We start from the raw sequence: 21,986 nt of genomic DNA, 5'->3' as shown, positions 1-21,986 counted from the left end.
AGGCATTAATTTTCAGCAATTGGCTGATGAAAAGGCAAATAAAGGGTAAAACGGGTTTGACTATACTTGCTGTTTTTATTATCGACATTAGTATTCGTGCTGGTGCCTTGCGATTGAGTAGAGCTGACATCAATCATACCATGATGACGGCTGATAATATCTTGCACAATGGATAAACCAAGCCCAGTTCCTAGCGCGCGACTGGTCACCATAGGAAAGAATATCTGCCCAATGATATCAGGATGAATGCCAGAACCATTATCGGTGATAGCAACTTGCAGTACTTGTTTATGTTGCTGCCCGGCAATCGTATGTTGAAAGGCAACACGTGTTTGAATATGGAGTTTGGGTTGATAGCCATCGTCAAAATCAAGATTATTAAGTGGACTATCTGATGTTAATTGATTGGATACGGCTGGCACGCTTTGCTGCAGCGTTTGTGCAAATTCCGTCATGGATTCGCAAGCATTATTAATTAAGTTTAAGAAGACTTGAATCAGCTGGTCTTTATCAGCACAAAGTTCAGGTAACGATAAGTCATAGTCACGCTGTAATAAAACTTGCGGATATTGATGGATGATCAATGCCAAAACATGCTCTATTGGCTCATGAACATTGAGCATTTGCCAATGTGGTAATTGATTAGAACCAAGAAACTGCCCAATCAGCTGAGTGAGGCGATCTGTCTCTGAGATAATGATATCGGTATAGCTGCGTAATTTGTCAGCAGTTTTCTGTAGATGGTTATCAGAGTTTAAAATCGGGCTCGATATAAGGCTAGGGTAGTCAGTATCAGTAGTGTGAGTATTAAAAGAGCGCTCACTAAATTTGATAAATTGACGCTGCAATAATTGCGCGGCACCGCGAATACCAGCCAACGGATTTTTGATTTCATGGGCAACCGAGCGCAGCATATGACGCGCAACATTGTACTGCTGCTGTTGGCGCTGTTCTTCTGAGATGCGACTTTGGCGGTCTTTGCCCCATATCTCTATAATAAAGTAATTTTGCTGCTGATAAATAACAGGGGTGACGCTATAGTCAATCGAGAGTGATAAGTTGCCATTTAATGGGCTGTGTATCAGATGGTCATGGTCAATAAAAGGTTGTTGATACTGCTTCGCTTGAAAAAAACGTTCAGTCAAAGAGCAGGTTTTGTCTTTTGGACTGTCAATAAGTGTGCTGCTTTTGGTTTTCAATTCTTCGGGCGCAAGCAGCATCAATACCGACTGATTAAGCAATCGTCCACTACTGATCGCCAGTAGCTGCTCAGCTTGGGCATTTAGCCAAGTAATAGACAATTCATCATTGACCCACAAGATAGCCGTGAACAAATGCTGCGATATAAAGGTTAAGTCAGGCGTTGGTTTTGCGCTTATAAAATCAGCGGTCATGAGTAATACCTAGATAAATAGAGGCTCGATATAATATTTAACCATAAATCAACACTATAGAGCGGCAAAACTGGCGATTTTTGTAAAAAAAACGTACAATGCGCACAGCCAATTTATCTCTAGCAAGGTTAGCCATGCCCAATATTTCTACCGAGTCCGTTAATACGACTATAGCCCCTTCACAGCCAGCTTCTATACCAAAAGACACTGCCACTCTCTTTAATCCTGCTAAGCCGACAGCAATGCCTGCGCAAAGCTCGACGGACAGTGTTCAACCTTACCATCATAAAGCCAATCATAATCAAAATCGTAGTGTCGAACAAAGCAGCGAGGTAGTTTCAGCAGCTTCAGCTAAAACGACAACAGCAACGACCAATGCCCCTGTCAATGCCGCGCCAAAGATTGGATTTGTGTCTCTAGGTTGTCCAAAAGCCTTGGTCGATAGTGAGCGCATTATCACAGAGCTTAGCCGCGATGGCTATCAAGTAGCCAGTGATTATGAAGGCGCCGACTTGGTAGTGGTCAATACGTGCGGCTTCATCGAATCAGCGGTACAAGAGTCGCTCGATGCAATCGGTGAAGCTATCAGTAAAAACGGTAAGGTGATTGTGACAGGCTGCTTGGGTAAAGAGGCAGATAAAATCCGTGAAATGCATCCTGCTGTACTAGCAGTGACGGGCGCTCATGCTTATGATGACGTCATTAGAGCAGTCGCGTTGCATGTACCAAAGCCTGACCGTGGTTTGGATGCCAGTTATGACCCAAAAATAGATTTGATTAATGAGGCAGGTATCAAATTAACGCCTAGCCATTATGCTTATCTAAAAATATCAGAAGGTTGTAACCACCGTTGTACTTTCTGCATCATTCCAAGCTTACGTGGAGACTTGGTTTCACGTCCGATTGATAGCGTGATGAATGAGGCGCTGGCGCTGAAAAAGGCTGGTGTGAAAGAGCTATTGATTATCTCGCAAGATACTTCTGCTTATGGTCTGGACTTAAAGTATAAGACAAGCTTTTGGAATGGTATGCCGCTGAAGTCTAAATTTTATGACTTGTGCCAAGCGTTAAACGATTTGGGTATTTGGGTGCGTCTACACTATGTGTATCCGTATCCGCATGTGGATAAAGTCGTAGAATTAATGGGCGAGAAGAAATTATTGCCTTATCTTGATATTCCATTCCAACATGCCAGCCATCGCATCCTAAAAGCCATGAAACGTCCTGCTCATAGCGAAAATACCTTGGCGCGTATCCATGCATGGCGTGAGATTTGCCCTGATATCGTCATTCGCTCAACCTTCGTTGTTGGCTTCCCTGGTGAGACAGAAGAAGATTTCCAATGCTTACTTGATTGGTTAGTAGAAGCCCGTCTTGATCGCGTTGGTGCCTTTACCTATTCAGAAGTTGAAGGTGCGGTTGCCAATGACTTGCCAAATCATGTGCCAGAAGACGTCAAGCAAGAACGTTACGAGCGTTTGATGACGTTACAGCAAGATATTTCAGCCCAAAAACTGCAAGAGAAAATTGGCAAAACCTTGATGGTATTGGTCGACGAAATTGATAGTGAAGAGGGCGTTGCAATCTGCCGTAGCTATGCTGACGCACCAGAAATTGACGGTCATGTCTATGTCGATGATATTACTGATGCGGTGAAAGTCGGTCAGTTCTTAACGGTCACTATCGACGATGCTAGTGAATATGATTTGTTTGCCAGTTACAAAGGCTAAGCAGTCACTGTAATAGGCGCATGAAAATTGCCCAATCGCGGGCAGTTTTTGCTACAATTAGCGCAATTTGACCTTTGTACCTGCTTATCCTTAAGTTGGGCAATGCCGTCAAGTCTCAAAGTAAACTCTATTTGTATATTACCGATAACTTTAATTATAATTCAATACTGACAAGGTGACCTCATGTCTGACAAAAACCCGCGTTATTCTCGTATCTTGCTAAAACTCTCTGGTGAAGCCTTAGCGGGTACGAAAGATATGGGTATTGATACCGAAGTGCTTGATAAGATGAGCTTATCTATCGCCCATTTGCGCGGGCTTGGTGTCCAAGTGGGTATCGTAGTCGGTGGTGGTAACTTATATCGCGGTGCCCAATTACAAAAAGAGGGTTTGGTCGGCCGCGTCACTGGCGATCAAATGGGCATGCTTGCAACCGTCATGAATGGTCTTGCAATGCGTGATGCTCTTGAGCGCCGTAATATCAAAACGCGCCTAATGTCAGCCCTGCCGATTGGTGAAGTCACTGAAAGTTATAGCAGCCGTAATGCGATTCGTTATCTTAAAAATGGCGAAGTATGTATCTTTGTCGCGGGTACGGGCAATCCTTTCTTTACCACTGATACGGCTGCTTGCTTACGTGGTATTGAAATCGAAGCAGGCTTGATTCTAAAAGCGACCAAAGTAGATGGTGTTTATGATAAAGACCCAAGCCTACATAGCGATGCAGTAAAATATGATGGTCTGACCTTTGATGAGGTGTTAGAGCAAAAGCTTGGAGTTATGGATTTGACTGCCATCGCATTATGTCGTGAGCACGATGTGCCATTACAAGTCTTTGATATGAATAAGCCTAATGCTTTATTAAATGTTGTGATGGGCGAGAATGAGGGCACACGCGTCTATCATTAATATCGTACCCAAGAATATGATAAAAGATAGGCAGAAGTAAGACAGCTGCTTATCTGTGAAAACACCTGAATAGTTTTTATAATAAACAATAAATGATTTGTCGGTAGCGATAAATAAGGATACCTCATGATTCAAGAAATTAAGCAAGACGGCGAAGCGCGCATGCAAAAAACCTTGGAAGCGCTTGAAAGCACCTTTAGTAAAGTTCGTACGGGCCGCGCGCATCCAGGTATGTTGACAGGTGTGATGGTCAGCTACTACGGGTCGCCTACGCCGTTAAATCAAGTAGCGAGTGTTAACGTTGAGGATTCGCGTACGCTACTGGTACAGCCATTTGACCGTACCATGGTGCAAGCGATTGACAAAGCTATCCGCGAAGCAGATTTGGGTCTTAATCCAATGACTGCTGATGTGATTCGTGTTCCTATGCCAGCATTGACAGAAGAAACTCGAAAAGATATGCAAAAATTGGCACGTGGCGAAGCAGAAAACAGCCGTGTTTCTATTCGTAATATCCGCCGTGATATGATGAATGACATCAAAGAGTTAGCAAAAGAAAAAGAGATCTCAGAAGACGACGAGCGCCGCGCCAGTGATGACATTCAAAAAATCACTGACAAATATGTTGAAACAATCGATAGCCGCTTAAGCAAAAAAGAAACCGATTTGATGGCAGTATAAGCACATTTTTCTGCTGTCAAAAATGATGCGCTATCAATATTTTATATAACAAGTCGCTAAAAACAAACAGCCAATATCAAAGTGCTATTGGCTGTTTGTTGCCGTGTAGACAATTAATCTTACTCTATAGCTTGTTTATATTGTCCTTTTTTATAAGCACTTTATATGAATCTTTTTATATGAATCTCTTTATATAAATTATGAGTTAGGGTTTTTATAAAGTATGGCGCGCGTTATGATTATTTTACCTAAACAACAAGCAAGTTAGCCTATGTCTATGTCAGAGAATTTAGCTCCAGCCCTTCTTCCACGCCATATCGCTGTTATTATGGACGGCAATAACCGCTATGGTAAAGTCCATAATTTAGGTAAAGGTCAGGGACATATCGCTGGCAAAGATGCGCTAGACCCTATTGTTGAATATTGCGTCAGTACGGGTATTGAGGTTTTGACCGTCTTTGCCTTTTCCAGTGAGAATTGGCAGCGCCCACCGACTGAAGTGGCTCTGCTGATGCATTTGCTGAGCTTAACCATCAATGAGCAGATGCCTCGTATGGTTAAGTACCGTATTCGTTTGCGTTTTATCGGCGACCGCAGTCAGCTTAGTGATGATTTGCAATTATTGATGGCAGATGCTGAAGCAAAAACGGCTGATTTTGACGCTATGACATTGGTCATCGCCATCAGTTACGGTGGACAGTGGGATATCGCTCATGCAGCAAAGCAGCTATTACAGCAAGTGCAGGCAGGTCAGTTATCAATCGATGATATTGATAAGGAAAAACTTGGAGAGTATGTGCAATTGGCAGATGCACCAGAAGTAGACATGCTGATACGTACCGGCGGCGAGTACCGTCTCTCGAACTTCTTATTGTGGCAATCAGCCTATGCAGAGCTGTTCTTTACCCCAACATTGTGGCCAGATTTTAGCGTCGATGAGCTAGCAGCAATGCTAGAGGATTTTGCTCAACGTCAACGCCGCTTTGGCAAAACCAGCGAGCAAATAGTGACGGCTCAGCAAATATCTTAGAGGTCATGTTAAGAGCATTAGACGACTTTTGTCAATTTGGAACACTTTCAATAGCGTGCGTCACTATCAATACGTTATTATAGTCAGCAGCTGGCTATGATACGTCATTATCTATAGTAAATATTTATCACGCAATTTGACCAAATGTTCTTCATTATTATAAGGCTCAATAAGTATGTGGCAACGAATTAAGACGGCAATTGTTCTCGTTATTATCGTTGGTATTGCAATGTTTGCGAGCCAAAGTCCTATATTATTTGCACCACTTTTAGGGATTGGGGTGATTATTGCCGCCCATGAATGGACTAAATTGATGCCAAAGTGGCGTCAGCCCGCGGTCTTTGTAGTATTGGTGTTGCTGCTGACGTTAGTGTCACTCATGTTTAAAGTCACCTGGCTTTTTTGGTGGTCAGCTTCTCTCGTCATATGGTTAATGGCGCTGTCTTGGGTACGAGTTTTCCCAACGTCTACCAAATGGTACGGTAAGCAGTTAGCACTAATGGGAGCAGTGATACTAACGGCTTCAATTACGGCTATGTTTTACTTATGGCAATTGTCGCCATGGTGGCTACTATATGTGTTTTTATTGGTCTGGTGTGCAGACAGTGGTGCTTACTTTGTCGGACGCAAGCTTGGGCGCCGAAAAATGGCACCGAACGTTTCACCCAATAAGAGTATGGAAGGGCTGGCGGGTGGCTTAGTCACAGGACTACTGGTCGTAGTAATTATAAGTGTCTTTAAATTACAATTGACGGGTGCAGCGCTCATCGCCTTTGTGGCATTATCGGCTCTGACGATTTTAGCTTCCGTACTGGGCGATTTGTTTGAGTCTATGCTCAAACGCCGTGCTGATGTTAAAGATTCAGGAACGATTCTACCGGGGCATGGTGGAATACTGGACCGTATTGATTCACTGCTATCTGCTACGCCGATATTTGCGCTTGGTTTTTGGGCAATACAGCAGTTTGGTTTGATTGTCGTTTGACTTGCCTAATACTATCAAAATCGCTTATGTAGTTATCTGACAGAACATAAGCTTAGCTGCTCATTTAATTTTCATCTTATTACTACCGTATCATTTATAGGCACCCATGGTTATGACCCAACGTATCGCCGTATTAGGCGCGACAGGCTCGATTGGCGACAGTACGTTAGCCATCTTGGCGGCACAACCACAGCATTACGATGTTTATGCCTTATCTGGATATCACCGTTTAGATAAGCTGCTTGCTCTTTGTCAGCAGTTTGCTCCTAAGCGGGTAGGCGTACCGACAGCCGCGGTTGATGACTTCGCTAAGCGTCTGAGTGTAGCAGGACTTGATATCGAAGTAGTCGGCGGCGAAACAGGCCTTGTGGATATCGCTACCGATTCACAAACTGATACTGTTGTCGCTGCTATTGTTGGCGCCGCAGGCTTGCCTTCTACTCTAGCTGCTGCCCGCGCAGGCAAGCGTATCTTACTAGCGAACAAAGAAGCGCTGGTGATGGCAGGGCAAGTGATGATCAATGCGGTCAAAACGCATCATGCAACCTTGCTGCCGCTTGATTCTGAACATAATGCTATCTTTCAGTGCTTGCCATTTGCCATTCAGCAGGATAATACCCAAATTCACCGACCAAATCATGGTGTGCGTAAGCTATGGCTAACGGCTTCTGGTGGACCGTTCTTACAGCAGTCATTTGCGCAGATGCAGCAAGCTAGTGTCGCTGAAGCGGTCAAACACCCAAACTGGTCGATGGGGCAAAAGATATCTGTCGATTCTGCCACGATGATGAACAAGGGGCTTGAGCTGATTGAAGCTTGTCATTTATTTGATTTGCCTGAAAATAAGATAAATGTGGTGATTCATCCACAAAGTATCATTCACTCAATGGTAGAATATAGCGATGGCAGCTTTTTGGCGCAGCTTGGCAGCCCAGATATGAAAACGCCCATTGCTCATGCGCTAAGCTACCCTGACCGTATTGACAGTGGCTCGCAGCCATTAGACTTATTTGCCTTAAGTGGTTTAGAGTTTATAGAGCCTGATTTGCAAAAATTTGCCTGCTTACGTCTGGCACGAGAGGCGATGCAAGCGGGTACTCACGCGACCATCATTCTAAATGCGGCGAATGAGATTGCAGTTGCCGCATTTTTGAATAATCAAATTCGTCTGACGGATATTGCTGATATTAATGAGCAAGCATTGAATGAGATACAAGTTTCGGCATTAACTGAGACGGCTGATATTGATGAGATTTTGGCAATCGATAACCTAGCGCGTCAGCATACTGAGAAGCTGGTGGCAAGACTGGTCTAGATGTATCAAGCGCTATCGCCTTTATAATGATGTTAAGAGTATCTACTGAGAAAAGATCATGACGTTTCTATTAACACTCCTTGCGGCAATATTTGTCTTAGGTCCGCTTATTGCTTTGCATGAGTGGGGTCATTATATTGTAGCGCGTCTTTGCGGCGTTAGAGTACTTACGTATTCTATTGGTTTTGGTCCTAAGCTTTTTGGCTGGACCAGCAAAAAAAGTGGCATTGATTATCGTATCTCGGCATTACCCCTTGGTGGCTATGTCAAGATGCTTGATGAGCGTGAAGGTGAGGTGGCAAAAGATGAGCAGCATTTAGCATTTAATCGTCAGCATCCGCTTAAGAAAATAGCTATTGTGGCTGCTGGTCCTATCATGAACTTCGTTATTGCCATTGCATTGTTCTGGGTGTTATTTATGACCCCCTCAGAGCAGCTTGCCACCAAGATTGGTCAAGTATTACCGGATACGCCTGCCGCGATAGCACAGTTGCCTGCCGGTGATAAAATCGTTGCGATTGACGGTCATGACGTACAGACGTGGGAAGGGATTAATTATCGCCTTGCTGGGCGCATGGGCGAGACAGCCAATATAAGCGTGACGTTGCAATCAGAAGCCAATAATAATGCAACCAAAACTTATCAAGCACCTATAAAAGAATTTATGCAAGGTGCCGCACAAGGTAAAGATGCCTTATCAAGCTTTGGTATGATACCGTGGCAACCAAATATTGCACCGATAGTAGGTGATGTAACGCCTGATGGCGCGGCAAGTCGTCAAGGTCTCAAGGCTGGCGACCGCATCACTGCTATCAATGATGAAGCCATCAATGACTGGATTAGCGCCACTCGTATTATCCGCGACAATCCTGAGACTTTGCTTACATTTAGCGTGTTACGGAATGATAAGCCGATTGAATTACAGATTATGCCGCAAGGTAAAAAAGATAATTTAGGTAACGATTATGGACAAATTGGTGCTATGGTGGCACAGTCTGAGATTGTCATTCCTGATGCGTACAAAACCACGGTGGTCTATGGTCCAGCTGAGTCGTTAATCAAATCGTTTGAGAAAACTGAGCAATTGGCTGTTATGACTGTTAGTTCAATGGGCAAGATGCTATCAGGTATGATAGGTCTTGATAACTTATCAGGTCCGATTACCATTGCCAAAGTCGCTAAGCAAAGTTTTGATATCAGTTGGCAAATGGTATTATCTACCGCAGCCTTAATCAGTTTGAGCCTTGCGGTTTTGAATCTGTTGCCCATTCCAGTATTAGATGGCGGTCATATTGTCTATTATCTGATTGAGCTGATACGTGGTAAGCCACTCTCTGAAGGGGTGCAAATGGTAGGCTTAAATATTGGTTTACTCTTGCTGGCAGGTTTCATGGTGTTAGCAATTGGTAATGATATCAGTCGCCTGTTTTGATGATATAGCATACTTCTTGCACGGTAAGATGCGATAGACTAATGGTTTTATGCTTATCCTGTATCTATTGTTAGGCAGATAAGCAATTTCTTTTATCGCCGTGCTGCTGTACTAATTTTATATTTTAGTTTATTTTATGACGCGTTTTATATAAAGTGTTCTGAGTCTGTTCCCTAAGTGGTTACGATATGACACAAAAGAGACCAGATAAGATGTGCTTTTCAACTTAACTTAAGCAAGTTTTTTATTGACGGATAGTGTTTATGCGTACGCCTTTATTTATGAGCGCGGCTGGGTTGCCGTTAGTTGTAGCAATGATGAGTATGCCGGTTCAGGCTGCAGAATTTGTGGTCACTGATATTGGCTTTAATGGTCTACAACGCCTAACACCTGATAGTTTATATCCAGTACTGCCTATTACAATAGGTGATACGGTCAATGATGCAAATCTGGCTGCCAGTATCAAAGCACTATATGCGACCGAAAACTTTGCTGACATTCAAAGCCGTATTGAAGGCGGCAAGCTGCGCTTTGATGTCGTTGAACGTCCGACGATTGCAGAAGTTAATTTTGATGGCAACAAACTTATTCCCAAAGAAGGGCTTGAGCAAGGCTTAAATAATGCAGGTCTTGCTGTGGGTAATGTGCTTAAGCAAGCAACTCTACAAGGCGTTGCAAACGAGCTACAACAGCAATATATCAGCCAAGGTTATTACAATAGTAATATTGAAGTCGATCAGACGCTGCTTGATGGCAACCGCGTCAAACTTGATGTGCGCTTTATCGAAGGCAAGCCGGCCAAAGTAGTTGATATCAATATCATTGGTAATAAGCACTTTAGTGATAAAGAAATTAAAGAAGTCTTTGCAGTAAAAGAGTCCTCGTGGACGCGTCTATTATCTAAATCTGATCGTTATGCGAAAGAGAAGCTCGCGGCAAGTTTAGAAAATTTAAAAGCCCTGTACCTAAATGATGGTTATGTACGCTTTTCGGTAGACAATGCGGTGCTCAATATCAGTGAAGATAAGAGCAGCGTATTTATCGAAGTCAGTCTTAGCGAAGGCGAGCAATATCAGTTTGGCGAAATTAATTTCTTAGGTAAGCCAACTTTTGAAACCAGTGAATTAAAAGAGCTGGTCACTTTTGGTGCTAAAGAAAAGTACTCACAAGCCAAGCTTGATGCCACCACTGCCGCTCTTAAGAGTCGTTATGGTAATGAGGGTTATTATTTAGCGCAAATCAGACCAGTACCGCGTATCAATGACGAGACCAAAGTCGTCGATATCGATTATTATATTGATCCTGCACGTCCTATTTATGTGCGCCGTATCAATTTTACTGGTAACTTAAAAACCCAAGATGAAGTACTGCGCCGTGAAATGCGTCAGTTGGAAGGGTCATTGGCTTCTAGTGATAAGATTCAGCTGTCACGTACGCGTCTTATGCGCACAGGATTTTTTAAAAATGTTAACGTTGATGTGAAGCCGGTTCCTAATCAACCAGACCAAGTCGATGTAAACTATACGGTTGAAGAGCAGCCATCTGGTAGCTCAACCATTGCTGCCGGTTATTCACAAAGTGGCGGTGTTACCTTCCAGTTAGATCTTACCCAAAACAACTTTATGGGTACTGGTGACCGTGTTAAAGCTTCTTTGTCACGCTCAGAGACGCGTGATTCTTATAGCTTGGGTTATACCGATCCGTACTTCACAGAAAATGGTGTATCACAAGGTATCAGCGCTTATTACCGTGAAACCAAATACGATGATCGAAACGTTAGTAACTATGTTACCGACGCTTATGGTGCAACGTTGAACTATAGCTATCCGGTTGATGAAACCAAACGTGTGAGTGCGGGCTTAAATATTGATAACACCACAGTACGTGGCGGTAGCCGTCTTGGTGTATCAAGCGTTCAGCAAATTATAGATGACGGTGGTACGTTCGAGAAATTCAATAATGATCAAGATGAATTCTCTGGTCGTACGGGCTTTAAAAACGAATATCAAAGCTACAACTTACTATTCGGTTGGGATTACAGCACTTTAGATCGTCCCGTATTTCCGAATAAAGGCATGAGCCATACAGTCGATGCGACTATTGGCTTAGGTGATGCCAGTTATCAGAAACTGATTTATCGTGGTAATATTTATCAACCTATCTATAAAGATTGGGTTGCTCGCGGTTATACCAAGCTTGGTTATGGTAACAATTTACCGTTTTATGAAAACTTCTATGCTGGTGGTTATGGTTCAGTACGTGGTTATGAAGCATCAACGCTTGGACCTAAATCACAAAGCTACAATGATGCGATAAATGATGATGTGCGTTTTAAAGACGAAGAAGTTGGTGGTAATGCGCTAGTCAGCTTTGGTACTGAATTGATTTTACCAATGCCATTTAAAGGCGATTGGGCGGATCAAGTACGTCCAGTACTATTTGCTGAAGGTGGTCAGGTATTTGATACCACTGACAAAGAAAATCGCACCTTTATTGATCCAGCTACGGGCGACGATACTGGTGTACCCCTATTAACACAGGACAATAAATTGCGCTTTAGTGCCGGTTTAGGCGTCACTTGGTATACGCCAATTGGTCCAATTTCTTTGAGCTATGCTGTACCTATCGGTGACAAAGAAGGCGATGAGACTGAAAAAGTCCAGTTCCAAATTGGTAACACTTTCTAAGCGCTTGCTACTTACCTGTTACTATGTAAAGGATTTGATTCTTGTTATTCACCCTTTAGGTAATTGAAGCGTTCGTTAGATTTAGCCGGTCGTCAAGATGATATCTCAACTTGACGACCCTCTTATTCCTGCTAATACTAATACTGATTATGATAACGATTGAGCAACTCATCTCCCAGATTGAGCAGCGTCAGCCTGTTCTTAACAAGGCTGAGCTTAGCGCTGAGCAGCGCCGTCTATCCTTAGAGGGTATTGGTAATTTAACGATGGCCAATCGGCAGCAGTTGAGCTTTTTGGCCAATCCTCACTATCTTTCTAGTCTAGCTAATACTGATGCTGGGGCAGTACTCATCACTGAAGAGCATCATAAAGAAGTGCCAAATGATACGGTAGCTTTAATTGTTGCTGTCCCTTATTTGGCTTATGCTAGTGTGAGTCAACTTTTCGCTCGCCAACATTCCTTTAGCGGTATTCATCCGACAGCCGTCATCGCCGACAGTGCCGTTATTGGCAATAAAGTGACTATCGGTGCTTTTTGTGTCATCGGTGAGCAAGTGCAGATTGGTGATCGCAGCGTGCTTGAGGCTCATGTAGTCATCGAGGATAATACTACCATTGGTACAGATGGTGTTATCAAATCACAAGTGGTGATAGGACATGACTGTATTATTGGTAGTCATGTTAGGTTGCACGCTGGGGTGACGATAGGCTCGGAAGGCTTTGGCTTTGCCCCCACTGCCAATCCTAGTGTCACAGGTTGGGAGCGTATTGCACAGTTAGGGCGTGTGCTGATAGGTGATCATGTACGCATTGGCAGTCAAACCTGTATAGATCGCGGTGCCATCGATGATACGGTGATTGGAAATCATGTTATTATTGACAACCTCGTACAAGTAGCACACAACGTCCGTATCGGTGATGGTACGGCTATCGCTGCTCATACAGGTATCGCAGGTAGTACTACAATTGGCAAACGCTGCATTATTGGCGGGGCGGTCGGTATTACCGGACATATTGATATCACAGATGATGTTACCTTATCGGGTATGACTATGGTCACTAAGTCAATCACCACTGCCGGATCGTATTCTTCTGGCACGGCTGCTATGCCAACTGCTAACTGGCGCCGTGCGGCTGTCCGTTTTCGCCAGCTTGGTCGTGATTAGCGTTTAAAGGTTCATAGTTAAAGAAAATTAATACTTAGATTATTTATAATATTAAAACTCAGCAAAGCTTTACTCTCAAGCAAGACTTTAAATACAGCAAGGAAGCGCTACTATGAGCACTAGCAATATTGATAACCCAACGGCAGAAGACATCAAAAGCTTGGCTGAACAAGGGTTAACGTTGCCATTAACTTACCATACGTTAAAGCATTATTTGCCACATCGTTACCCATTTTTATTGGTGGATAAGATAGTTGCTTGTACACCAGGCGAATGTATCACGGGCATAAAAAACGTCACCATTAACGAAGAGTTTTTTAATGGCCATTTCCCTGATGAGCCTATCATGCCAGGCGTATTGATGGTTGAGTGCATGGCTCAGGTATCAGGTGTGCTGGGTTTTATTAGTGCAGGACTGACGGCAGAAGATGGCTATTTATACTTGTTCGCAGGGGTTGATAAAGTGCGCTTTAAGCGCCGTGTTATCCCTGGTGATCAGCTGATTATCCGATCTAAAATTGTGATGCAAAAGCAGGGTATTTATAAGTTTGATTGTACTGTACATGTTGAAGATGAGCTTGCGGTTAGTGCGCAGATTATGATTGCCCGTCAAGAGCAATAAACCGCATTAGTCACTTTGAATAATGCATGAAACATTTAAACCGTGATGTTAATGCTTATTTATTAGCATCATCTTATTTTTTAACAAAGGCAGCTTTAGGCTAGTTAATTTCACTAAGCTGTCTGTATTTGTTTTACTAATTTAATTGCATTCGATGATACAAAGGCCTCTATTATGAGTCAGATCCATCCCACAGCACTCATCTCACCGTCTGCTACGATTGATAAAACCGCAACTATTGGCCCTTACTGTATTGTCGGTGATGAGGTTACGATTGGTGCACATACTGTATTGCATCGCCACGTGGTCGTCACTAGATTGACTCGTATCGGTGAATACAATCAGTTTTATCAATTTTCAAGCATTGGCGAAGACCCGCAAGACCTCAAATACGCGGGTGAGCGTACTTGGCTTGAGATTGGCGATCATAATACCATTCGAGAAGCCTGTAGCTTGCACCGTGGTACTGAGCAAGATGGTGGGTTGACAAAAATTGGCAGCCATAACTTGCTCATGGTTAACACTCATGTGGCTCATGATTGCTTGATTGGCGACCATAATGTATTGGCTAATAATGTCGGCGTCGCAGGTCACGTTACCATTGGCAATCATATTATTGTCGGTGGCAACTCAGGCATTCATCAGTTTTGTACAATTGATGATTATAGTTTGGTTGGTGGTGCAACGTTGGTCTTAAAAGATGTAGCGGCGTTTACCATGGTTTCAGGTAATCCTGCTAAGGCACATGGTCTTAATATTGAAGGTATGCGCCGTAAAGGCTGGTCTAAAGATAGCATCGACGTGCTGCGTCAAGCTTATCGTGTGGTATTCAGATCGGGTTTAACGACAGTGCAAGCACTTGAAGTATTGAAACAAGATCTGCTGCCAAAAGAGTCGAAAATCGAATTTTTAATCGATTCGCTACAGAAAAGTCGCCGCGGAGTCGTGCGCTAAATTCTGTTTTGATACATTGGTAGCTCATTTTAAATAGTTTTTACCATCGAAACTAAATGTTATAAATAGTAATCATAAATATAAAAAGCCATAACTAATAGTTATGGCTTTTTATATTTATGATTACTTGACTTTTTTAGTTGCTTAGCAGAAACTGAGCCTCTACAACAATGTAAACAATTCTTTCTTAATGTTGCTGGATGCATCACATTGATGCATAGAGTAAATAGTCAAATATTATGGACAGCTATTTATAATAATCAAGGATGATTATAAGCAATATTAATTGAAGCATGAGGAAGGAAAAATGGCTAGTAATAAACAAGATCATGCGCAGTGGAGCTCAAGTTTTGGCTTCGTACTGGCAGCAGTAGGCTCGGCAGTCGGCTTAGGGAATATCTGGAAATTCCCTTATATGGTAGGTGAGAGCGGTGGTTCAGCTTTTGTTATTGCCTATTTATTCTGTATTGCTTTGGTTGGTTTTCCTGTATTGGTCGCTGAGTGGCTCATTGGTCGCCGTGGTCAAAAGAATCCTATTAATACCTTTAAAGATGTTGCTGTTAGTGAAGGTAAGTCAAGTAGCTGGGGTATTGTCGGCGCAACCGGTATCTTAGGCGGTTTTTTAATTCTCTCTTTTTATAGTGTCATCGGTGGCTGGGCCCTGAACTATATCACTAAAGTTGGCACGGGCAGTTTTGCCGGTCAAAACAGTGACTCTGTCGCTGCAACCTTTGATGGAATGCTAGCATCAGCAGGTACGCTAACGATTTGGCATACGGTATTTATGATCATTACCGCACTTATCGTTGGTATCGGTGTGACACGCGGTATTGAAAACGCTGCTAAAATCATGATGCCATTACTGGGTGTGATTTTATTTATCATCGTTGGTTATAACGTGATAAATGGTGGTTTTGGTGAAGCGGTTAATTACTTGTTTGCACCTGATTTGAGCAAGTTGACCGTTGATGTAATGCTAGCGGCATTGGGTCATGCTTTCTTTACCCTATCTATTGGTATGGGCATCATGGTGGCTTATGGTTCATACTTAGGTCGTGAAGTGAACTTACTAAAAACTGCTCGTACGGTTGTTATTTTAGATACAGTTATTGCCTTAGCAGCTGGTTTGGCCATTTTCCCAATCATCTTTAGCAATGGTCTTGATCCTGCATCAGGTCCTGGTTTGATTTTTGTCAGTCTACCGATTGCTTTTGGTAGCATGGCTGGTGGTACGATTATCGGTACCTTGTTCTTCTTATTGATTACCTTTGCTGCTGTGACATCGTCGATATCACTGCTAGAGCCAAGTGTTGAGTTCTTAGAAGAGCGTACATCGATGAACCGTACGATGTCTACCATTGCTGCTAGTACTGTGATTTGGCTATTGGGTATCGCTGCGCTATTGTCGTTTAACTTATGGAGCGACTTTACTATCATGGGTAATGGCATCTTTGATGCACTAGACAAACTTACCAGTAAGTTCTTATTACCGCTAACCGGTCTTGCAGGCATTATCTTCTTTGCTTGGAGAATGGACCAACGTAGCATTCAGCAAGAGCTTAATTTATCAAACGGTACTTGGCAGATTTGGCAAATCGTTACTAAATTTGTAGCGCCAATCGCGGTCATCGTGGTATTTGTGGCTGCATTGGTAGGCTAATCATTTATTCTTGATATGTATCCTGTTGATAGTTAGCTTATCAAAATTTAGTGAACAAAAAAGGCTTAAGATGAATCTTAAGCCTTTTTTGTATTTTATATATGAATAGCTAATGTCAAATTACCATTACTATTAACGCAAATTCAGCTCTGGCACCGTCTGTCCGCGTTTGCTATAAAATTCATTCACGAACTCATCAAATTTATCTTGTTCGATGGCATCTCTGATATTTTGCATCAAACGTTGATAGTAACGCAAGTTATGAATCGTCGCTAACTGCGCGCCAAGCATCTCTTTGCATTTATTCAAATGCGATAAATAAGCACGACTAAAATTCTGGCAAGTATAGCAATCGCATTCAGGGTCTAATGGACCTTCATCGGTGCGGTATTGGCTGTTGCGTATACGTACCACGCCCGCATTATCGGCGTCGCCTGTGACAAAATAATGACCATTACGCGCATTCCGGGTTGGCATGACACAATCGAACATATCGACACCGCGGCGTACTCCTTCAACGAGGTCTTCAGGCTTACCGACACCCATCAGATAGCGCGGCTTATCGGCAGGCATGTCATCTGCGATATAATCTAGGACGTCTATCATCTCTTCTTTTGGCTCGCCAACAGACAAACCGCCAATGGCATAGCCATCAAAGCCAATTTCAATCAAGCCTTCTAGTGATTGCTTGCGTAAATCAGCGTACATACTGCCTTGAATAATGCCAAATAACGCATTGGTACTGCCAAGCTTTTTATGCTCATCAACGCAGCGTTGTCCCCAACGTAGTGACAACTCTAAAGACTTTTTAGCTTCATCGTGAGTAGCAGGATAGGGCGTACACTCATCAAACTGCATCACGATATCTGAGTTCAAGCTATATTGAATCTGCATCGATTTTTCTGGTGATAAAAAGACTTTAGCACCATCGATAGGTGATTTAAAAGTCACACCTTCTTCAGTGATCTTACGCATCGCGCCAAGACTGAATACCTGAAATCCGCCAGAGTCAGTCAAAATAGGCTTATCCCAATGCATGAATTTATGTAAGCCACCGAATTTATCAATAATGTCGGTACCAGGGCGTAACCATAAATGAAAAGTATTGCCCAAGATGATATCTGCGCCAATTGCTTCAATATCGCGTGGTAGCATGCCTTTAACGGTACCGTAAGTACCTACTGGCATAAAGGCTGGCGTTTGTACATCGCCATGATTGAGGTGGACTGTACCACGGCGTGCGCGAGTGACACCACTGGCTGTTTTATGTAAGACAAATTGCATAAGGTAACCGCTGTATGAGCTATGAAAATGGCGCTAATTATAGCATTGTTAGGCTTTTTTTGGTTATTGATGTTTATTTAGCTTAGATTTCACGGGGTGTTTTTAGTCGACTATAACTAAAAGCTACAGACATCGTGATCAAGTCATTGCTAAAGTAGAGAACAGACCAAAACCCAAGTATTAATACCTTATATGCTTTTGGACAATGGAGATAAGTCATGACCAAAAGAAATTACTTAAAGAGCAGCTTATTGTTAAGTAGCTTATTATCAATATCAGGAGCAGCTATGGCTACCGAAGAGCCGAAATATACTGTCTTGTCGCAAACTGAAAATTTTGAATTGCGTCGTTATGATGAGCAATTGATAGCGCAAACTTGGGTTTCTGGTGATCAAAATATGGCCAGTCGTGCAGGGTTTAAGGTGTTAGCAGATTATATATTTGGTAACAATACTGCGCCAAGTGGCGAGAGTAGCAAAATCAGCATGACTGCCCCTGTGACGATGCAATCTGAAAATAAAAATAGCAGTGATGAGTCGCAAAAAATAGCCATGATAGCGCCAGTGAGTATGCAACAAAACGATGGAAAATGGCGTGTGCAATTTATTATGCCAAGCCAATACACGCTGCAAACGCTACCAAAACCAAATAATTCAAATATTGAAATTGTGAAAGTACCCGCTAAGACTTACGGTGTTATTAAGTTTTCAGGGCTTGCTGGCAGTGAAAAGGTGGCAGCGAAAACGGCAGAATTGCAGTCTTGGATGCAGGCGCAAAAATTAAGGATGTCAGGTGAACCTGAATTGGCACGTTACAATCCACCATGGACACTGCCATTTATGCGCCGCAATGAAATCATGATTGCTTATCAGCAAAAATAACGCATAAAAAAGACAGCGTTTGCTGTCTTTTTTATATCTAAATTCGGAATATCGGGTTTAGCTGTTTTGCTCGCGAATGATGTTCAGCATACGGCGTAATGGCTCAGCCGCGCCCCATAACAGTTGGTCACCCACGGTGAATGCGCCTAAATACTCAGGCCCCATATTAAGCTTACGCAGGCGACCTAGTGCAACCGTTAAGGTGCCGGTTACTGCAACAGGCGTTAAGCGGTTCATAGTGGCTTCTTTATTGTCCTCAACCACGTCTAACCACTGATTACCGCTATTCTTCAGTGCCGCTTCAATCTCTTCTAATGGAATGTCTTTTTTAAGCTTAATCGTTAAGCCTTGTGCATGACAGCGCATCGCCCCAACGCGAACACACATACCATCGATAGCAATCTTATCTGCTTCAGAGTTGCCAAGGATCTTATTGGTTTCAACACCACCTTTCCATTCTTCACGGGACTGCTTATTCTCTAATTGTGAATCGATATAAGGAATCAAGCTACCGGCTAATGGCACGCCAAAGTATTGTTTAGGAAAATCGTCTGAGCGTTGAGTCTGAGCGATTTTTTTATCAATCTCAAGAATGGCGCTAGCAGGATTGGCAAGCTCATCTTTAACAGCATCACGTAATACACCCATGCCTTCAATAAGCTCACGCATATTATTAGCACCAGAACCGCTAGCGGCTTGATAAGTCATGGCGCTGACCCATTCGACCCAACCTTTATTAAACAGCTCACCAATTGCCATCAGCATCAGTGACACAGTACAGTTGCCACCGATAAAGTCTTTTTTACCCTCAGCGATTGCATTATCGATAACAACTCGATTAACCGGATCAAGAATGATGATGCTGTCATCTTCCATGCGTAAGGTACTTGCCGCATCAATCCAATAACCAGCCCAACCACTATCCCGCAGTGGTTGATGTACTTTTGAGGTATAGTCGCCACCTTGGCAGGTAATGATCACATCACAAGCGGTAAGGGCGTCAATATCATGAGCATCTTGTAGTTGGCTGGTCTTAATACCATCAAAACTTGGCGCATCACCGCCTGCATTACTGGTTGAAAAGAATACTGGCGTAATACCGTCAAAATCTTTTTCTTCCATCATACGTTGTAACAATACTGACCCGACCATACCGCGCCAGCCTACCAAACCTACTGTTAAATCACTCATCAAACTCAATCCTTTTTTACAATAAATTGTTGCATCGCCAACCAATAACAATGCCGTGAATAGCTCCAAAAAGCAAGGTTTTTTGATGGGTTTCGCGGGTTTTACTAGCACTATTAACTATGATAGTTATAACTTTGAGTTATGGTCATTCTTCTAGCTCTGCTAATGAATGAGAAATGATATTCATCATGAGTGAAATATCGACTTTGATAACAGAGTAAGCACAGACGTAAGCCTGATCTTTGTAATGTTTTATAGTATCTATTAGGTAATTAGTGTTCAATAGTAGGCGCAGGTTGTCTGGAATGCTAAAGTAAGCCCTTATATATAATGCTTATCTTAAGCACTTTTCGTTTTTATGTTTTTTATTTAAATATTTTTATATGCATTTTATTAAGAGAATTTATCGTTTAGCTATTATAGACGCTAAGCCATAATAATAACGAACATAATCAATGGTATAACTGTTGATTTGATAAATGGTCGATACACATGATGGATTTCTCCTTTCTATATTACGGTGCGCAAGGACTGGCAGGGCTCGTCGCATTTATCACTATTTGGGGATGGCTACCACTTGATAATTGGTGGGTACGCGGTGTGGATTTCCCTCGTATTCAAATCATGATACTTGGTATCATTGCTTGGCTTGGTATGGTGATATTTGGACCTCAGTGGCAGCTAGAACAATGGCTGTTGTTTGCGGCTTTGAGTATTACGTTAGCCTTTCAACTCAGAATGGTATTGCCCTATACTCTGCTATGGAAGAAAGAAGTAAAAAATGCCAAAGATAAGCCGGATGTTGAGGAATATCAGTTAAAAATCATGGTTTCAAATGTGTTGACCACCAATGATGATACTTATAAATTGGTTGAGTTGGTACAACAGAAACAACCTGATATCTTAATTACTTTAGAAAGTGATGAAAAATGGGAAAAAGCGCTTAATCAAGTTGAGTCTGATTACCCTTATACAGTAAAAGTGCCTTTAGATAATTTATATGGTATGCATCTTTATTCTAAGCTTGAGCTGATAGACCCTGAGATTAAATATTTAATCATTGATGATATACCTTCTATTCACACTCAGATACAGTTGCAAGGTGGGCGCGTCATTTGGCTTTATTGCTTGCATCCTATGCCCCCCAGTCCAACAGAAGCTGATAAATCTACGACCCGTGATGCTGAGCTATTGATGGTTGGTAAGCATATTAAAGACAATAAGCAAACGGCCATATTGGCAGGTGATCTTAATGACGTTGCTTGGTCACAGACCACACGGCGTTTTCAACGTATTTCAGGGCTACTAGATCCCCGTATTGGGCGACATTTTATCAATACTTTTCACGTTAACTATCCGTTTTTACGTTGGGCATTGGATCATCTTTTCCATAGTGCTTGCTTCACAGTGATTGATATTGAACGTTTACCTTCGATTGGCTCTGACCACTTTCCTGTGATGACAACGTTGCAATATGAGCCAGAAGAGGAGAGTAATCAAAAAGGAAATGCTCCTACAGCACAAGCAGCCGACTTTCAAGAGGCTGAAAATAAGATCGAAGCAGGCAAAAAAGAAGGTTGCAAGGTGTCTAAAGAGCATGAAGAATCGGAATAGAAGTAAGATTCAGAAGAATCCTAATAAGCAAAGAATACCTGCTAACGAAGTAATTCAGACGTAAGCAAATGCTTACGTTAAATAAGGTCTTTAGCCTCTAGTCGCTGCACATCAATTGTCTTAGAATACATCCATCAACACAAGGATACGCAAGGATGTAGTGTTGAGACAGTATCAATAATAGGACAGGACAGCCCACTGTCTCATGGATTACTGTTTATGACTTAGGATGAGTCAACACGGAAGAGATAACAATAATAATATGAAAAACCATAGCCCCGAACCAATCGCCCTAGGTTCGGGGCTTTTCTTTGTGCTTAAGTTATTAATTTATATATTTTTACTCGTTCTTTTTATGCTTGAGCATTTATGTATCTGCTATTATTTTCAAGTAAATAACAAATCAAAAGGCATAGAAAAAGGATATACGCACTGGCATATACCCTTTTTT

17 protein-coding genes are annotated in these 21,986 nt (G+C 42.4%); 14 read left to right on the top strand and 3 right to left on the bottom strand.

Annotated elements, in window-relative coordinates:
• Positions 1-5: 5 nt before the first annotated feature.
• Positions 6-1,394 carry a two-component system sensor histidine kinase NtrB gene (locus FQ083_RS09030; RefSeq protein WP_133104429.1) on the bottom strand — a complete coding sequence of 463 codons (1,389 nt, stop codon included), beginning with the start codon at positions 1,392-1,394 and terminating at the stop codon, positions 6-8.
• Between the two features lie 134 nt (positions 1,395-1,528).
• Between FQ083_RS09030 and rimO the strand changes: the two genes are divergently transcribed.
• The 12 genes from rimO (at position 1,529) to FQ083_RS08970 (ending at position 16,565) form a co-directional block, all read left to right on the top strand.
• On the top strand, positions 1,529-3,124 hold the full coding sequence (gene rimO, locus FQ083_RS09025) for a 30S ribosomal protein S12 methylthiotransferase RimO (protein WP_149409608.1): 1,596 nt from the start codon (positions 1,529-1,531) through the stop codon (positions 3,122-3,124).
• A gap of 183 nt (positions 3,125-3,307) precedes the next feature.
• Positions 3,308-4,033, top strand: coding sequence for a UMP kinase (pyrH, locus tag FQ083_RS09020; protein ID WP_011514039.1), 726 nt, complete (start codon positions 3,308-3,310; stop codon positions 4,031-4,033).
• Between the two features lie 126 nt (positions 4,034-4,159).
• Positions 4,160-4,714, top strand: coding sequence for a ribosome recycling factor (gene frr / locus FQ083_RS09015; protein WP_149409607.1), 555 nt, complete (start codon positions 4,160-4,162; stop codon positions 4,712-4,714).
• Positions 4,715-4,985: 271 nt separating this feature from the next.
• A complete protein-coding gene (gene uppS, locus FQ083_RS09010; RefSeq protein WP_011514037.1) occupies positions 4,986-5,744 on the top strand; it encodes a polyprenyl diphosphate synthase in 759 nt (252 codons plus the stop codon).
• A gap of 175 nt (positions 5,745-5,919) precedes the next feature.
• A complete protein-coding gene (locus FQ083_RS09005) occupies positions 5,920-6,729 on the top strand; it encodes a phosphatidate cytidylyltransferase (RefSeq protein WP_149409606.1) in 810 nt (269 codons plus the stop codon).
• Positions 6,730-6,835: 106 nt separating this feature from the next.
• On the top strand, positions 6,836-8,044 hold the full coding sequence (ispC, locus tag FQ083_RS09000) for a 1-deoxy-D-xylulose-5-phosphate reductoisomerase (protein ID WP_149409605.1): 1,209 nt from the start codon (positions 6,836-6,838) through the stop codon (positions 8,042-8,044).
• Between the two features lie 58 nt (positions 8,045-8,102).
• Positions 8,103-9,476, top strand: coding sequence for an RIP metalloprotease RseP (gene rseP, locus FQ083_RS08995; RefSeq protein ID WP_149409604.1), 1,374 nt, complete (start codon positions 8,103-8,105; stop codon positions 9,474-9,476).
• A gap of 263 nt (positions 9,477-9,739) precedes the next feature.
• Complete coding sequence (gene bamA, locus FQ083_RS08990) at positions 9,740-12,163, top strand: outer membrane protein assembly factor BamA (protein WP_149409603.1); 2,424 nt, start codon at positions 9,740-9,742, stop codon at positions 12,161-12,163.
• A 149-nt stretch (positions 12,164-12,312) separates the two neighbouring features.
• Complete coding sequence (gene lpxD / locus FQ083_RS08985; RefSeq protein WP_133104436.1) at positions 12,313-13,329, top strand: UDP-3-O-(3-hydroxymyristoyl)glucosamine N-acyltransferase; 1,017 nt, start codon at positions 12,313-12,315, stop codon at positions 13,327-13,329.
• A 112-nt stretch (positions 13,330-13,441) separates the two neighbouring features.
• A complete protein-coding gene (gene fabZ, locus FQ083_RS08980; RefSeq protein ID WP_011280792.1) occupies positions 13,442-13,951 on the top strand; it encodes a 3-hydroxyacyl-ACP dehydratase FabZ in 510 nt (169 codons plus the stop codon).
• 174 nt (positions 13,952-14,125) lie between these two features.
• A complete protein-coding gene (gene lpxA, locus FQ083_RS08975) occupies positions 14,126-14,905 on the top strand; it encodes an acyl-ACP--UDP-N-acetylglucosamine O-acyltransferase (RefSeq protein WP_149409602.1) in 780 nt (259 codons plus the stop codon).
• A gap of 307 nt (positions 14,906-15,212) precedes the next feature.
• Complete coding sequence (locus tag FQ083_RS08970) at positions 15,213-16,565, top strand: sodium-dependent transporter (RefSeq protein WP_011514029.1); 1,353 nt, start codon at positions 15,213-15,215, stop codon at positions 16,563-16,565.
• A gap of 132 nt (positions 16,566-16,697) precedes the next feature.
• On the opposite strand, the gene tgt is transcribed toward FQ083_RS08970, so the two are convergent.
• Complete coding sequence (gene tgt / locus FQ083_RS08965) at positions 16,698-17,849, bottom strand: tRNA guanosine(34) transglycosylase Tgt (RefSeq protein ID WP_149409601.1); 1,152 nt, start codon at positions 17,847-17,849, stop codon at positions 16,698-16,700.
• A 218-nt stretch (positions 17,850-18,067) separates the two neighbouring features.
• Between tgt and FQ083_RS08960 the strand changes: the two genes are divergently transcribed.
• Positions 18,068-18,730: an SOUL family heme-binding protein gene (locus FQ083_RS08960; RefSeq protein WP_149409600.1), complete on the top strand. Its 663-nt coding sequence runs from the start codon at positions 18,068-18,070 to the stop codon at positions 18,728-18,730.
• Between the two features lie 57 nt (positions 18,731-18,787).
• On the opposite strand, the gene asd is transcribed toward FQ083_RS08960, so the two are convergent.
• On the bottom strand, positions 18,788-19,921 hold the full coding sequence (gene asd, locus FQ083_RS08955; protein ID WP_149409599.1) for an aspartate-semialdehyde dehydrogenase: 1,134 nt from the start codon (positions 19,919-19,921) through the stop codon (positions 18,788-18,790).
• A gap of 492 nt (positions 19,922-20,413) precedes the next feature.
• Here asd and FQ083_RS08950 point away from each other — a divergent pair, with 492 nt between their 5' ends.
• Positions 20,414-21,535 (top strand): endonuclease/exonuclease/phosphatase family protein, encoded by a 1,122-nt coding sequence (locus FQ083_RS08950; RefSeq protein ID WP_020443799.1) that lies wholly within the window; start codon positions 20,414-20,416, stop codon positions 21,533-21,535.
• Positions 21,536-21,986 lie beyond the last annotated feature (451 nt).

The organism is Psychrobacter sp. ANT_H59, from assembly GCF_008369225.1.
GTDB classification, from domain to species: domain Bacteria; phylum Pseudomonadota; class Gammaproteobacteria; order Pseudomonadales; family Moraxellaceae; genus Psychrobacter; species Psychrobacter cryohalolentis.
The sequence above is the reverse complement of the archived record's forward strand: the minus strand, read 5'-3'. Positions and strand labels throughout refer to the sequence as shown.

Excerpts from the sequence above, each read along its gene's own strand:
- FQ083_RS09030 (WP_133104429.1), bottom strand. The coding sequence starts at position 1,394 with ATGACCGCTGATTTTATAAGCGCAAAACCAACGCCTGACTTAACCTTT.
- rimO (WP_149409608.1), top strand. The coding sequence starts at position 1,529 with ATGCCCAATATTTCTACCGAGTCCGTTAATACGACTATAGCCCCTTCA.
- pyrH (WP_011514039.1), top strand. The coding sequence starts at position 3,308 with ATGTCTGACAAAAACCCGCGTTATTCTCGTATCTTGCTAAAACTCTCT.
- frr (WP_149409607.1), top strand. The coding sequence starts at position 4,160 with ATGATTCAAGAAATTAAGCAAGACGGCGAAGCGCGCATGCAAAAAACC.
- uppS (WP_011514037.1), top strand. The coding sequence starts at position 4,986 with ATGTCTATGTCAGAGAATTTAGCTCCAGCCCTTCTTCCACGCCATATC.
- FQ083_RS09005 (WP_149409606.1), top strand. The coding sequence starts at position 5,920 with ATGTGGCAACGAATTAAGACGGCAATTGTTCTCGTTATTATCGTTGGT.
- ispC (WP_149409605.1), top strand. The coding sequence starts at position 6,836 with ATGGTTATGACCCAACGTATCGCCGTATTAGGCGCGACAGGCTCGATT.
- rseP (WP_149409604.1), top strand. The coding sequence starts at position 8,103 with ATGACGTTTCTATTAACACTCCTTGCGGCAATATTTGTCTTAGGTCCG.
- bamA (WP_149409603.1), top strand. The coding sequence starts at position 9,740 with ATGCGTACGCCTTTATTTATGAGCGCGGCTGGGTTGCCGTTAGTTGTA.
- lpxD (WP_133104436.1), top strand. The coding sequence starts at position 12,313 with ATGATAACGATTGAGCAACTCATCTCCCAGATTGAGCAGCGTCAGCCT.
- fabZ (WP_011280792.1), top strand. The coding sequence starts at position 13,442 with ATGAGCACTAGCAATATTGATAACCCAACGGCAGAAGACATCAAAAGC.
- lpxA (WP_149409602.1), top strand. The coding sequence starts at position 14,126 with ATGAGTCAGATCCATCCCACAGCACTCATCTCACCGTCTGCTACGATT.
- FQ083_RS08970 (WP_011514029.1), top strand. The coding sequence starts at position 15,213 with ATGGCTAGTAATAAACAAGATCATGCGCAGTGGAGCTCAAGTTTTGGC.
- tgt (WP_149409601.1), bottom strand. The coding sequence starts at position 17,849 with ATGCAATTTGTCTTACATAAAACAGCCAGTGGTGTCACTCGCGCACGC.
- FQ083_RS08960 (WP_149409600.1), top strand. The coding sequence starts at position 18,068 with ATGACCAAAAGAAATTACTTAAAGAGCAGCTTATTGTTAAGTAGCTTA.
- asd (WP_149409599.1), bottom strand. The coding sequence starts at position 19,921 with ATGAGTGATTTAACAGTAGGTTTGGTAGGCTGGCGCGGTATGGTCGGG.
- FQ083_RS08950 (WP_020443799.1), top strand. The coding sequence starts at position 20,414 with ATGATGGATTTCTCCTTTCTATATTACGGTGCGCAAGGACTGGCAGGG.